Annotated in this window: 10 protein-coding genes and 1 tRNA gene; 4 read left to right on the top strand and 7 right to left on the bottom strand. The window is 58.3% G+C overall.

All coding sequences use genetic code 11. The annotated features are described in order from the left end of the window. Positions 1-37 precede the first annotated feature (37 nt). The 4 genes from DXD16_RS09495 to DXD16_RS09480 form a co-directional block, all read right to left on the bottom strand. A complete protein-coding gene (locus DXD16_RS09495; protein ID WP_117584245.1) occupies positions 38-877 on the bottom strand; it encodes a carbohydrate ABC transporter permease in 840 nt (279 codons plus the stop codon). Continuing rightward, entirely contained in the window at positions 877-1731 is an 855-nt protein-coding gene (locus DXD16_RS09490) for a carbohydrate ABC transporter permease (RefSeq protein ID WP_055252174.1), read from the bottom strand. The genes DXD16_RS09495 and DXD16_RS09490 overlap by 1 nt, the downstream gene beginning before the upstream one ends. An 87-nt stretch (positions 1732-1818) precedes the next feature. Beyond that, positions 1819-3135 (bottom strand): ABC transporter substrate-binding protein, encoded by a 1317-nt coding sequence (locus DXD16_RS09485; RefSeq protein ID WP_055252173.1) that lies wholly within the window; start codon positions 3133-3135, stop codon positions 1819-1821. A 306-nt stretch (positions 3136-3441) separates the two neighbouring features. Next, positions 3442-4161 carry a GntR family transcriptional regulator gene (locus DXD16_RS09480; protein WP_117655921.1) on the bottom strand — a complete coding sequence of 240 codons (720 nt, stop codon included), beginning with the start codon at positions 4159-4161 and terminating at the stop codon, positions 3442-3444. Positions 4162-4385: 224 nt separating this feature from the next. Between DXD16_RS09480 and DXD16_RS09475 the strand changes: the two genes are divergently transcribed. The 4 genes from DXD16_RS09475 to DXD16_RS09460 all read left to right on the top strand — a co-directional run bounded on the left by DXD16_RS09475 (position 4386) and on the right by DXD16_RS09460 (position 9135). Further along, a complete protein-coding gene (locus tag DXD16_RS09475; RefSeq protein WP_117655920.1) occupies positions 4386-6836 on the top strand; it encodes a PTS transporter subunit EIIC in 2451 nt (816 codons plus the stop codon). Between the two features lie 127 nt (positions 6837-6963). Further along, on the top strand, positions 6964-7977 hold the full coding sequence (locus tag DXD16_RS09470) for a polyprenyl synthetase family protein (protein ID WP_117655919.1): 1014 nt from the start codon (positions 6964-6966) through the stop codon (positions 7975-7977). Between the two features lie 139 nt (positions 7978-8116). After that, positions 8117-9022, top strand: a complete 906-nt coding sequence (locus DXD16_RS09465; RefSeq protein ID WP_199408213.1) for a peptidoglycan-binding protein — start codon at positions 8117-8119, stop codon at positions 9020-9022. Positions 9023-9060: 38 nt separating this feature from the next. Further along, positions 9061-9135, top strand: a tRNA-Gln gene (locus DXD16_RS09460). A gap of 741 nt (positions 9136-9876) precedes the next feature. Here DXD16_RS09460 and DXD16_RS09455 read toward each other — a convergent pair. The 3 genes from DXD16_RS09455 to DXD16_RS10510 all read right to left on the bottom strand — a co-directional run. Next, positions 9877-12069: a hypothetical protein gene (locus DXD16_RS09455; RefSeq protein ID WP_158606194.1), complete on the bottom strand. Its 2193-nt coding sequence runs from the start codon at positions 12067-12069 to the stop codon at positions 9877-9879. A gap of 183 nt (positions 12070-12252) precedes the next feature. Then, the gene (locus DXD16_RS09450; protein ID WP_117655917.1) at positions 12253-14142 is read right to left on the bottom strand and encodes a carbon starvation protein A; all 1890 of its coding nucleotides are present in this window, start codon (positions 14140-14142) and stop codon (positions 12253-12255) included. A gap of 252 nt (positions 14143-14394) precedes the next feature. Next, a partial coding sequence (locus DXD16_RS10510) for a hypothetical protein (RefSeq protein ID WP_222847418.1) occupies positions 14395-14590 on the bottom strand: 196 nt, incomplete at its 5' end.

Here is a 14590-nt window from a genome sequence, read left to right as displayed (position 1 = left end):
GAGGGGAGCCGCCAAAACTTGCAAAACAGTTACGGCATCAGCCCTTGACGGCACCTGCCACAACGCCGTCAATGATGTACTTCTGGCAGAAGATGTACATGATGACGATGGGGATGACGACCATCATGATGCATGCCATCATGGGGCCGAGCTCAACGTGGCCATAGCCGCCACGGAAGTACTGGATCAAGATAGGAATGGTCTTGTACTTAGTGGAGTCGAGCGTAAGGTAGGGCAGCAGGTAGTCGTTCCAGACCCACATGGTCTCGAGGATGCCGACCGAAAGATAGGTGGGCTTCATGATGGGAAGGACGATCTTAAAGAACACCTGGACCGGGTTGCAGCCGTCGATCATGGCCGCCTCTTCGATCTCGAGCGGGATGTTCTTTACAAAGCCGGCGAACATAAAGACCGCGAGGCCCGCGCCAAAACCAAGGTAGATGAAGCAGATGTTAAACGGCGTGTTGAAGCCGATGCGGTCCGCCAGGTTGGACAGCGTAAACATGAGCATCTGGAACGGTACAACCATCGAGAACACGAACAGGTAATAGAAGAAGTTCGAGATCTTGCTGTTGACGCGCACCACGTACCAAGCGCACATGGAGCAGCACACCAGAATCAGCACGACCGACGTGACTGTGATGATGAGCGAGTACATAAACGCCGAGGCAAAGCCCTGCTCGTTAAGAGCGTGCACGTAGTTTGCGAGGCCGTTGAACGTCTCGGGCGTGAGCAGATCGAACGCCGTGGTGGTGCTGATTGCGGTCGCTTTCTTAAAGGAATTGAGCGCAATCATGAACACGGGGTAGATCCATGCGAGCGACAGGATCGTAAAGAAGATCGAGAGCGCGCGGTTAATAGCCTTATCGCGTTTCATTACTGCTGCACCTCCTTGGACCTCGTGGCCTTAAGCTGGATCATAGAAATAGCGACAACCAGGATGCAGAAGATAACTGCCTTGGCCTGACCGATGCCCTGCCATGCGATGCCAGCACGCGAATAGAACGTGTTGTAGATGTTCAGGGCGAGCATCTCGGTAGAGTGCGCCGGGGCACCACCGGTAAGGGCGAGGTTCTGGTCGAACAGCTTAAAGCCGTTGGTGATGGACAGGAACAGACAGATGGTGATCGTCGGCATCAGGTTGGGGATCTTAACCTTCCAAAACGTCTGCCATGCCGTAGCGCCATCGACCTTGGCGGCCTCGATGTAGTCAGACGGAATGGACTGCAGACCGGCGATGTAGATGATCATCATGTAGCCGACCTGTTGCCACAGGGTCAGGATGATAAGGCCCCAGAAGCCAGCGGCGGAGTTGAGGGCGATAAGCTGGGCACCCACGTTGGAGAGCAGGCAGTTGATCAGAATCTGCCAAATGTAACCCAGTACAATGCCGCCAATCAGGTTAGGCATAAAGAAAATCGTACGGAAGATGTTGGTGCCCTTGAGCGCCTTGCGAGTGAGCGCCTGCGCAATGGCCAGCGCGATCACGTTGATGAGCACCGTCGACAGGAAGGCAAACGCCACGGTAAAGAAGAACGACGTGGAGAACTGCGGATCGGACAGCGCGCGCACGTAGTTCTCGATACCGACAAAGTGCGCGTTATTGATGGTAATAAACTGGCAGAACGAGAGATAGAAACCCTGGATAAAGGGAATCACGAACCCGATCATAAACGCCAGGCACGTGGGCAGCATAAAGAGCGGCCACCAGCGCTTGAGTGCTTTGCCCATAGAAGGGTCCTTTCAATATGCAGGGGGCGGGCAAACCTACGTCTGCCCGCCCCCTGTCGCTAATCAGATAGCTTGGGCAGCAACTGCTTACTCGGAAGCAGCCTTCTCGGTCTTCCAGCCATCGACGAAGGCGTTCTTGACGCCGTCCCACTTGGTGTTGTCGGCAGCATAAGCGATGAGAGCCTGCTTGAGGTTCTTCTTCCACTCCTCGGAGGGGATGTAAACGAAGTCCCAAGCGACGGTCTTCTTGCCGTCCTTGGCCATAGCAACGGCCTGCTGAGAGAAGACGTTGGTGGTCTCCTTAGCGCTCTTGAACGGGGCGGTCAGACCCATCTTGTCAGCGATGATGCTGGTGGCGGTGTCAGAAGTGACGCACCAATACATGAAGTCCTCGGTGGCCTTCTGGGCATCCTCGGAAGCCTGGGAGCTGACGCACCAGTAGTTCTCGCCGCCGGAGCACAGGCCCTGGTTCTCCTCGCCGTCGACGCCGATGTAGATCGGCAGCATGCCGAGCTGGTCGTCGGTCATACCGGCCTTGGTGAGGTCGGCGTAGGCCCAAGAGCCGTTCTGGTAGAAGACGGCCTTGCCGGTTGCGAACTCGTTGGTGGCGTCGTCACCGGTCTTGGAGGCGAGCTGCGAAGGATCGCAGGTGGAGTCGGTGATGTACAGGTCGAAGATCTGCTTAAAGTTGTCGAGATACTCGCCCTTGATCTCGTCGTCCTCCTGATTGTGCTCCTTCTCGAACTCGTAGTAGAGCGGGAGGTTGGCGAGGTGCGTGGTGTAGCGCCAGCTGGAGGAGTCATCCATGCCGGCGGAAGTGAAGGCACCGTCAACGCCGAGCTCGTCCTTGCGGGCCTGGATGTCATCGGCGCAAGCCTTCAGCTTGTCGAAGGAGTTGATGTCCTCGGCCTTGTAGCCGGCCTTCTCGAGGAGCTCCTTGTTGTAGATGATGCCGTAGCTCTCCTGAACCCAGTCGATACCCAGATCCTTGCCGTCGGACTGCAGCGCCAGGGAGTCGTCGATGAGCTCGCCGCGGAGCTTGGTGTCGGAAAGATCGGCGCAGTAGTCCTTCCAGTTCTTAAGGCCGGTGGGGCCGTTGACCTGGAACAGCGTCGGAGCGGAGCTCTTGGACATCTCGGACTTGAGCTTCTCCTCGTAGGTGTTGGAGGCGGCGGTCACGATCTTGACCTCGACGCCCTTCTCCTTCTTGTACGCCTTGGCGATCTCCTTCCACTCCTTGTCGACCTCGGGCTTGAACTGGAGGAAGTAGACCTCGGCAGCGTCACCAGAAGCAGAGGAGCCGGAGCCGGCAGAACCACCGCAGCCCACGAGACCCAGACCAAGAACCGCAGCCGCGGAACCAGCAAAGCCCAGGAACTGCCTTCTGCTCATTTCGTTCTTCATTACAATCCACCCTTTCACACCGTGGCGGCACCCTTTGCCGCCGCCTTCGGAGATTGGCTCGGGGACTTTGCCCCTTTTGCTGATTTGCACAATACGCTATTTGGCTAGTTGTTTGAACAAGTATTACTAGAGCGGTAGAAAAACTTCGGTGAACGGTAATTTCAACTTGATACTTGACAAGTTTTGTATAAACAATTATTCGTTATCGAATGCAGAGAAAACGCCCGGTCAAGCCGATGCATCGTCGGTTTGACCGGGCGTTTTCTCTTTGAGGGCATGAGTCTCGTCAGGCTGCGAGCTAGCCGGCTATCGCTTGGAGTTGACGCGGTAGTGGAAGATCTCGGGATGCGTGCGGGCATGCGTGACCTCGAACAAGATGCCGTCCGAAGTGTACGACTGGCTCTCCATGACGGCGACACAGTTGTACTTGCCAAGGTCCAAGTAGCTGCAGTCCTCATCGTTGGCGAGCTCGACACTCACCGTACGGCGGCTCGCCATCACTTTGATGCCGCGCTTGTGCTCCAGATAGCCGTAGATAGAATCCGCCGCGATCTCGGGGGTCAGGCCCTTGGCGATCGACGCCAAAAAGTAGCCGTGGTCCACTTGGCGCGCGCTGCCGTTGAGGCTTCGGACACGCACGACGCGAATCAGCTCCCCGCCCACCTTAAAGCCCAGGCGACGAGAGAGTTGCTCAGTGCAAATCAAATGTTCAAAAGACTTGACCTCGGTCGATGCGACGGCATTGTTGCGTTTTGCGAACTCGCCAAACGACTCAACCTCTTCGAGTGCGCCCAGCATATCGGTTTCGCCCTTAAGCCAAATAACGCGCACGCCCTTGCCGTGTATAGGCTGCACAAACATCTGGTCGGCCAGCATGCTCAAGGCGCGTCGAACGGTATTGCGCGTGCAGCCAAACTCCGCGGTCAGCTCGGCTTCGGTTGGCAGCATCTCCTGAAACGCATAGGTCCCGTTGATGATGCGCGAACGGATCTCGCGGTAGATTCCTTCGTAAATCGCTTTTGGCATGACTTCACCTCTAATGAATATGTATGGCTAGGCACGATAGCATTTCTTAAAGTTGTTTAAACCGATTATCGGTAAAGTACGGATTATTTACCGTCGACGGTTCCCCCGAAACCCAAATCGGACCGAATCAAAACCGTCAATGCGGCAAGCAGCCAGTCCTCTACAATGAGTTCATTGTTTAAACGTTCTTGCTCGCACAGCATGTTGCATCCGGAAGGTATATTATGCTGCAGAAAATCCAACGTTTTGGCGGAGCCATGTTCGCGCCCGCCATGCTGTTTTCTATATCAGGCCTCATGGTCGGCATCTCCGCCCTCGCCACGACCGTAGACATCGTCGGTGACCTCGCCGTATACGGAACCCCTTGGTACGTTTTCTGGACCATCATCCAGCGCGGCTCGTGGACGGTCTTTAAACGTCTCCCGCTCCTTTTTGCCGTAGCGCTGCCTATCGGTCTTGCCCAAAAGCAACCGGCGCGCTGCTGCCTCGAGGCACTCGTGGCCTATTTTGCCTATTGCTTCTTTTTGAGCGAGATCATTAAGCTGAGCGGAGACAACCTTGGGCTTAAGTACCCATCATCTTTGACCCCCGCCAGCGGTATCACCGTCATCGACGGCATCAAGACGCTCGACACCGGCATTATCGGCCCGCTGGCGGTATCGGCAACCGTCGTCGCCATCCATGACCGCTTCTACGATGCCAAGGTTCCCGATTGGCTCGGCACCTTCTCGGGTTCCTCGCTGGTCTACCTCATCAGCTTTTTTGCCGTGTTTGCCCTTGCCGCCATCTCGGCCGCCATCGTGCCCTTCGCATACGCTGTAACCGAAACGCTGCGCCACGCACTTGCGGGCGTCGGCCCCTTCGGCGTGGGCATCTTTGTGTTTTTGGAGCGAGCACTCGAGCCCATGGGGCTGCACCACCTGCTCTATATGCCCATCTATTACGACAATCTGGTCATTCACGACGGTATTTACGCCACGTGGACCAACCTGCTCCCCATTCTCTCCCATAGCACGCGCCCTTTAAATGAACTTGCGCCCTGGGCAGGTTTTACCGCCACCGGCTGGGGCAAGCTCTTTGGCCTTCCCGCCATCGCGGCAGCATTCTATTTCACCGCCAAACCCGAACGCCGCGCCGGCCTTAAGGTCATCCTTTTGCCCGCCATCGTCGCCTCGGTGGTCTGCGGTGTCACCGAGCCGCTCGAGTTTCTCTTTATGTTCACCTATCCTGGACTCTTTTTGCTCTACGCCGTCCTATCCTCCTGCCTTGCCATGACCATGAACTTCTTCGGTATCGTCGGCATCTTCTCGGGCGGTCTCATGGAAATGACGGCCTTCAACTTCATCCCACTCATGCGAATGCATGCCGGCTCCTACCTTTTGGCGCTCGGTATCGGTCTTGCCTTTAGCCTCATCTTTTTTGTTAGTTTTCGAGCACTCATCTTGGTCTATGACCTTAAGACGCCGGGCCGCGAGGATCATGCCTCCAATCGCGCGGCAATCGATCGTTTAACGGGAAGCGGCTTTGTCAAAGAGCAATCTCCCAATGGCGAGGTCAGTATTCAATCCGATCAAGATCACGTCCTCGCTGAGCGGGTAATTCAGCTTTTAGGCGGCGTTGGCAATATCGTGGGCGCAACCAACTGCGCCACGCGCCTGCGCGTCGAGGTCGCAGACCCTTCCATCGTTGCAGATAACGCGTCGTTTGTCGCGGTGGGCGCCAAGGGCCTCATCATTACGGGCAAGACCGCCCAGGTGATTATCGGCATCTCCGTTCCCCGCGTTAAAGAGCATTTTGACCAGATCATGGGCCTCGAGCCGGGATTTGTGCCCACCACCTCGGCCTCCCCTGCCGCCAGCGCAGCCCATAAGCGCGGCGATATCTGCTTCTTCGATATCGACGGAACACTCGCCTGGCAAGACCCTCGAGTGGTACAAGAGCTTCCCGAGAGCGAGCGAGACCTCTCCCCCTATCCCAATGAAGCGGTCTCGCAAGCCATCCGTGATTTTGTCGCCAAGGGCAATATGGCGTTTATCTGCACAGGGCGCACGCTGAGCTGCATCCATCCAAAGCTGCTCGAGCTGCCCTGGACCGGCATCGTCTGCCTCGCGGGTGGCTATGTCGAACTTGAGGGACACGTGATTCGCGATTTGGCGATGACGCCCGGCATGCTGCAGCGCCTTGCTCCCATTCTTGAGCAATCGGACGAAGTGATTCGTTTTGAGGGACTCAATGGCGTCGTTCGCATGAGTGCCGATGCGCCCGACGCCCCGGGATACGCCCGCACCGTGGGCGATGCAATTACGCAGCTGCAACATTACAGCGCCTACAAGATCTTAATGTCCACGTCGCTTGCCAACCGCATCGCTCAGGATCAAGCGTTTGAGCCGCTGCTCTGCTTTAACGAGCTCGAGCTCGAAGTGACCGAGATTTCGCCTCGCGAATGTACCAAGCGCGAGGGTATCCAGTCCGTACTCGACGCTCTCGACCCCAACCATGGAACGGTGTATGGCATCGGTGATGCCAGCAATGACATCTCGCTGATGAACGCCGTCGACGTCGGCATCGCCATGGGCAATGCACCGGACTTCCTCAAGGAAAAGGCCGACTATGTCACCGACAGCATCGACCACGACGGCGTCGTCACCGCGCTCGAACACTTTGGGCTTATCTAGCCAAGCCCCTACTGCACTTGCGGCCGCATGGACCAATCGTCTTCAACCGCCGCGCTCGACGCCCTAATGTGGCAATATGTTGTCTGCATAATGCAACGATGCAACCTATCAAAGAATGCGAGAACCCGTGTCCAGTCCGTTTACCAGCTTTTTAGCCCAGCACTTTGACCAGATCAACGACTATCTGGCCACGTTCTTTGACGGACAGGCGACCTCTGCCGATATCGAGTGCTACCTGTACGCGCCGCTCTCGGCTTTTACGGCCAACGCCGGCAAGCGCCACCGCCCGCTTATCTGCATGCTCGCCGCAACCGCAGTGGGCGGTAGCTTTGAGAGCGCCCGCAGCGCCGCGGCAGCCATCGAGCACTTTCAGTCGGGCGCGCTGATCCACGACGACATCGCCGACAACGGACAGCTTCGTCGAGGCAAGCCCTGCATGCACCTTACCGAGGGCACGGGCCTTGCCATCAATTGTGGCGACCTGGCGCTCACCATGGTCACCAAGACGGTTCTCGATGACCCCACGCTGGAGTCCGACGTGAAGCTGCGCGTGCTCCACGAGCTTACCGAGATGATCGTCCGAACCATCGAGGGCCAAGCGCTCGACCTGGGCTGGGTCCGTGACAAGCGCTTTGATATCTCGGTTGATGACTACCTGGACATGGCCACGCACAAGACCGCGTATTACAGCGGAGCCACGCCACTTGCCGCCGGAGCCATTATCGGCGGCGGCAGCAAAGAGCAGATCGAGGCGCTACGCGCCTTTGGCCTGCACACTGGCCTTGCCTTTCAAATTCAGGACGACCTGCTCAACTTGGTCGGCACCAAAGAGGCCGCCAACAAGGACTTCCGCACCGACATCACCGAGGGCAAGCGCACGCTCGTCGCTGTGCATGCCCTGTCAAATGAGCGCTATCACGACGAGGTCGAGGCGATTCTTTCCTCGGGCACCGATGATTCCGCGCAGCTCGCACGCGCCGTGGAGATCTTCCAGGAGACCGGCTCCATCGAATATGCTCACGCCTACGCGCTGGACCTGACCGCAAAAGCCAAGGCTGCCATCGAGGATGTTGAGCTTGACCCGTACGCACGCGATCTGTTCCTCTCCATGGCAGATTTCTTTGTGGAGCGCCTCAACTAGCGGGGGTCATAAAACCTGTGGGCAGCGAGTTTGGGTACAAGTTGCTACACTGTTGAGTGCATGTTTATGCATTGTCTCGCGTTGTCTATCCGACACGCGCTCAAAATAGTACGAATCGTACGCCGAAAGGGGTTCGTTCATGGAACCTATTACCACGGGCATGCAGGGAGCAGCCGTCGAGGATGTTCAGTCCCGCCTTCTGCAGCTCGGTTACACCATCGATGCCGACGAGGTCGCCGACAAGCGCTTTGGCACCACCACCGAGCAGGCTGTTGGCACGTTTAGGCTCGATAGCGGCCTTGCGGCCGGTTATGCTGTCGATATCCCCTGCTGGAGCGCCCTTGTAGACGCTTCATACAAGTTGGGCGACCGCACGCTCTACCTTCGCATGCCCAATTTTCACGGCGCCGACGTCAAGGCCCTGCAGCGCGCTCTCAACGTTTTGGGCTTTGCCTGTGGCGAAGACGACGGCTACTTTGGTCCGCATACCGAGGCCGCCCTGCAGCAGTTCCAGGAAAATGTCGGCCTGTTTGCCGACGGCATGGCCTTCCAGGACACCTACGCCTACATCAACCGCCTGCACCATGTGTGGGAGGGCAAGCCCTCGGTCACCGAGGCCGAATCGCGCATCGGTTTTGCTCGCGCCGCCAACGTGCTCGAGCGCTTCCAGATTGCCGTCATCGGCGAGGACCCCATTGCGCGCAGCGTAGCATCGCGCATGTGGAACATCGCCACGGCGACGACCGACAGCAGCGGCATGATGCTTTGCGATTCCGAGGTTCCGACCGACGTTGACCTGGTGCTCGAGATCGCAAGCGACGAGTTGCCTGCAGACGCCGCCCCGCGCGCCACGATCGCCCTCGCCGAGTGCCACAACCTGGCCCAACGCATCCGTACCGCCAATGTTGCCGCACAGCAGAAGCCGGCTCGCATTCGCATTGAGCTCACGGGCATGACGCGCTACAACGGCACCTTCACGGCCAGCGACGCGCAGACGCTCGCCGTACGCCTACTCGATGGCGTTTGCGATGCCCTCGCAGATTAGGTAAACTAGACGAGTTGCTTTTGGGCAACACCACACATTGGGACGTAGTTCAACGGTAGAACTCCGGTTTTTGGTGCCGGCTGTTGGGGGTTCGAATCCCTCCGTCCCAGCCAATAAAATCGAGCGCCCTAAGCCCATAACGGCCCAGGGCGCTTTCTTGTGGGCAAGCGGAGGAATTCGAACCCGCAAGGGTGCGGAGCTGAGGAAACGCGAAGCGTTTTCCAGCGCAGCACGCAAGGAGCGAAGCGACGCAGCGGGGCGCGGCCGCCGCAGGCAGACGCGGTGCCGGCACTTGGGGACGCTCCTAAGTGCCGGCATTATAGGAACGTCCCCAAGTGCCGGCTCGGGACTATTTTCGAGGACCCTCCGAAGGACTGTGGCCAAAAAACGGCAAATATGAGTACTGTTACCGTTGTAGCTATATTATTTTCGTTAATAAAAGAAGATCTTAATGAGATTTATTCGCATCAAGGTCTTCCTTTAATGAACACTTGAGGAGATACGGCAGCTTATCTGCTCGATCGACACGTCAAATCACCTTAAATGTGATCAAAATTACTGCTACTAAAAGAGTATCAGTACTCATATTTGATGTTTTTTGGCCACGGCTCTTTATAGACACCCTGCACAGCGACGGTGGTAGATTTCGGAACGTGTCCGTCAGCCCCGTTCCGGAAAGCGAGCCGCGTGCAACGGCCAAGCCACGACAGCCCCCGGGAGAGCGGGGGCACCGGCTTAGGTTTATCGCGAGTTCCGCACGAACAGGAGGCCACTTAATGTGGCCTCCGTCGTGAGCAGGACTGTAGAGCAGGAAACCTAAGCCGGTGTCCCCGCTCTCCCGGGGCCGGCGGAATTTAGTTGTTCAGCATGCGGTCGAAGCTTCCCGAGTCGCCATCCCGATAGTCGGCGGTCATCAGAATCTCCTGCGGAATGCGCCCGCCCTCGCGCAGCACATTGCGGAACTGCACGCGCGTGACCATGGGCAGATCCTTGATCGTCGCCGCCAAGTTCTGCGGCACGCCCTGGTTGGCAGCCGCGGGCTCGCACTCGCCGCCGGCCTTCACGCGACGCTTATGCTCGGCGAGCATGGCGCGGTACATGCCGGCATGCAGGCGAATCTCAACCACATTGGCATTGCGAGCCTGCTCGACGATGCGCGCGCCCTCGCGGTCGATATCGCCCACGTAGTAGACGTAGTTAAAGCGATAGCCGATCTCAGCCAGATAATCGTCCAGGGCATGCGAGACGCTCGCCTTGCATCCGCCGCCAAAAATCACGCCGCCCACCTTGATGCCAAAGAGCTTAGCGTGCTTGCGGCCGCGCAGGAGCTTGACGATCTCGTCATAGGTGTCCAGGTTCTCGACCATAATGAACGGCTTATCGGCGCCCAGCGTAAAGAAACCCGTAAAGTGCACGGGGCGGTTGGGGGCGACCTTAATCGCCTGCATGCTGATGCCCTTTTCGGTCATACGCCGAATTAGACGCTCGCCGTGCTTGCCGTCAAAAGCCTTCTCGTCGTTAAAAATCTGGTAGGCACGCTGGCGGCGCGAGGCAACCGGCGTATCGGCACCTCGGTTTTGCTCGATCCAAGCCTGGATGATTGCGATTTCCTCGGCAATCTTGCGGTTGGACATCTCGTTGTGCTGAGTGCGCTGCGGAGCCTTTTTGCCGTCCTTGCCCTCGACCTTTACGATCTGTGTCTGCTGCTCCTTGATCTTAGAGAGCGCCGTAGGCGTAGGGACAACTTTGAGCAGCTGTCTGCCTAAAACGCGGGCAAGGGCAAACGCCGATACCTCGCCGTGGACGGCCGACTCGGGCTGCTGGGCAGCAGCATCTGCTGCGGCAGACTCCGGCTTCTTCTGAGACCTGCGCTTAGAATCGCCTTGGGAATTGCGCTCGCGCTTCGGCATAGACGCCTGCTTCTGCGGACGATCGGACTTGCTCTCCTTCGCCGGCTGGCGCTTAGGCTGCCCCGAAGAAACCTCGGCCTTCGCATCCTCGTCCTGCGGCGTGGTCTTCTCGGCTGCAGTCTCGGCATGGGAACTGCGACCCCCGCGATGGCGACGGCGGCGAGGCCTGCTCGACGCGCCCTGCTCCGTCTGCCCATCAGTAGGCTGCTCGCCCTTGGCCTCGGCAGCAACCTCAAGCTGCGGCTCAACAGGCTTCTGCTCGCGAGCCGCCGGCTCAACGGTTTTCTCGGTTTGTTCGGCCTTCTCGGCCTGAGCGGTCGAAGCCGGCTCGCCCTTCTCCTGACGCCTTACGGGATACGCGCGCCTCGCAAAACCACGCCCGGGACGGCATGAACCCGGAGCCTTCTTGGCAGACTCCTCAACATCGTCTGCAGCCTCGGAAGGCTCTTCAACCTCATGCGCGACATCCTGCTGCGCAGCCTTAAAGTGGGCACCACGGCGACGCTGGGGCTCCTGGGCCCCCACGGGCTTTTGCTCCTTCGCGGGCCTCTGCGACTCGGCAGCAACCTCGGTCTCAACAGCCTCGGCATCCGTCTCGCCCTTTCGAGCAACGGCGCGACGGAAGCGCTCCTGCTGGGCGCGGCGCTGTGCATCGCGCTTGCCGCCCCCGCCAAAACCGCCGCGTCCTGCCTTGGCCGTAAAGGCACGCACGACGTTCTCATCGAGCAACTCATCGGTATCGACATGCTCACGCGGAGCAACTTCTTCCACAGCAGGCACGTCAGCGAAATCCTCGACGACAAAATCTTCGACGGACTCGGCAGGCTGCTCCTGGGCATCGCGGATCTCGGCATTGATGGTATAGAACGCCGGGCGCCCGTTAATGCCGCTGCCCTCGATCTTGGTAACGATCTTTGCCGCGATGAGTTCGTCGCGCATCACCTTGGTGTTGCATTCCTTATCGACGGAACGGAAAATCTGCGCCAGCGCGCTCGACTTGATCTTGAGCGCCTTGCGGCAGAGCAGGTCGTAGGCAACCAGCTTGGCGCGCTCGGCAGAAAGCGACGTCTGGCTGCTCAGGCGCTCAGCCAAAGCATCGACATTGTTTTGATTATCGGAATATACCGTCTTGGCCACGGGGCCCCTTTCATATGTACACATATACGTCTATATGGTACAACGCGCGCCCTTATTCACGCAAAACATCTGCGAGAACACTCGAGCGTCACCCGCTTTCGCATGAAAAAAGACCGAGCCCGCGAAGTCGCGGACCCGGTCTTTCCGAGTCATATGGATGGAACGGTTAGTCCATCAAGCTGACTAGGCCTTGGCGGCCTCGGCGTCGGCAGGAGCTTCAGCGGCAGCGGCGCGACCGTACTCGGCCTTGCCCATCTCGGACCACTCGGGCTCCTCGTCAGGCATGGAGCCGGCCTCCTTGCCGAAGAACTCCTTGAGGCAGTTGACGGCGACGATGAGGCCCAGGACCATCAGCAGGACGGCGAAAACGAGCTGCAGGCCCTTGGTGGCGGCGACGGAGACGGCGGCCGTGGTGGCGGTAGCCGGGATGGTGCCGAAGAAGCCGTAAGCCTGGACAGCGGTCATGCAGCCCATGGCGCTCTGGACCAGCGAGGTGAAGGTGCAGCAGAGCAGGAAGGCGACGGGCACGTAGAGCATCCAGCCCTTGCGGCCGGTGCACTTGCAGAACACGGCGAGGGTGATCATGGTCATACCGCCGAGCAGCTGGTTGGAAGCACCAAAGAGCGGCCAGATGTTGGCATAGCCACCAAAGGCAAGGGCGAGACCGGGAAGCAGGGTGACGACCGTGGCGAACCAGGGGTTGCCGAGAACCTTCATGTAGCCGGCCTTGGACTCGATGGCCAGGGCGTCGTTGGTCTGGGCAAAGAACTCGGAGAACGAGGTGCGGGCGATGCGGGCGACGGCATCGAGCGAGGTCAGGGCCAGAGCGGAGACGTTCATGGTCATGAAGACGGTAGCGAACGTACCGTCAACACCGAAGGCCTGCATACCGCGGGAGATGCCAGCGGCGAAGATCTGGAACGGGGTGGAAGCGACGCCGGCGTTGAGGGCACCGGTACCGGCAGTGTTCATGTCGGAGAACATGATGCCGGCGACGATGATGGCAAGGATGCCGACGAAGGACTCGACGATCATGGCGCCGTAACCGACCTTGACGGCGTCCTGCTCCTTCTCGACCTGCTTGGAGGAGGTACCGGAAGAAACGAGGCTGTGGAAACCGGAGAGAGCACCACAAGCGACGGAAACGAACAGGACCGGGAACATCATGCCGGAGGCAGTGGAGAAGCCGGTGAAGACCGGAGCGGTGATGGTGGCCTGACCGTTGACGCCCAGGACGACGATGCCGAGGACAGCGCAAACGATCATGACGATCATCATGATGGAAGTGAGGTAGTCACGCGGGGTCTTGAGCATCTGGATGGGCATAGCGCCAGCGAAGACCAGGTAGACCATGACGACGGCGAACCACTGGAACTTATCCAGGTAGACCGGGAACTGCATACCGACGGCGAACATGAGAACCATGAGGACCACGCCGGTGACGAACTCGGCGGCACCGGTGAGGTTGAACTTCTTCTGGGCCCAACCAAAGGCGATAGCGACGAAGGTGAACAGGATGGAGATGGTGCCAGCGCAGCCAGCGGCATAGGACTTGGTGAAGTCGATGGCACCGGTAGCGGCGCCAGAAGCGTCAACGGCCGGGGTGAACATGAACGTCTTGCAGACCATGTCGGTGAAGGCGGCGATGACGATGATGCAGAACAGCCAGCAGAACAGCAGGAACAGGCGACGGCCGGTCTTGCCGATGTACTTCTCGATGAGCTGAGCGAGCGACTTGCCGTTGTTCTTCATCGAAGCGTACAGAGCACCAAAGTCGTGGACGGCGCCAAAGAAGATGCCGCCGACGAGGACCCAGAGCACGACGGGCAGCCAGCCAAAGGCCATGGCGACGATCGTACCCGTGACAGGGCCAGCACCGCAGATCGAGCTGAACTGGTGCGAGAACGCGGTAAAGGCGGAGACGGGCGAGAAGCTCTTGCCGTCCTTCATGCGCTTGGCCGGCGTGAGGGCCTCTTTGTCAACGCCCCACTTGTTGGCCAGCCAGCGGCCGTAGCCCAGATAGCCACAGGCGAGCACCGCCGCGGCCACAACCATGAGCAAAACTCCGTTCATTACATTTCCTCCTCTAAAAAGAACTTCCTAGACATAAAAAATGAGGGCCGTCGGTTGCGCTCGACGGCCCTCATCTTCATCAGCCGCCCGTTATCGTACGGGCTAGCTGTATGTGCTAACCCGCATCAGATAATTACTACGCTGATAATGTTTAGCTGATGCGTGAACATGTCTAAGAAATCCTCTTCAATCATGATGTGAACGATCCGTGCGTGTTCACATCCCCCAGTGGTTGAAAAGGAGTATGAAACTTTAGTTACCTAAAGTCAACGCAAATTTGTAATGGATTTTCAACTTTTTTGAATTTCTCGTTATAAAACGCCACTGACCTCGGACTTTACCCAACAAAAGTTTTTGCATGGGAGATACCCCTCGGGAGCCGCGGGAGCCGGGCGGCGCATATGAACTTTCCTGCTCTACAGTCCTGCGCAAGACGGAAAGCACATTA

This window comes from Collinsella sp. TF11-5AC (assembly GCF_003436775.1).
Taxonomy (GTDB): domain Bacteria; phylum Actinomycetota; class Coriobacteriia; order Coriobacteriales; family Coriobacteriaceae; genus Collinsella.
This window is presented reverse-complemented; position numbering and strand designations above follow the sequence as displayed.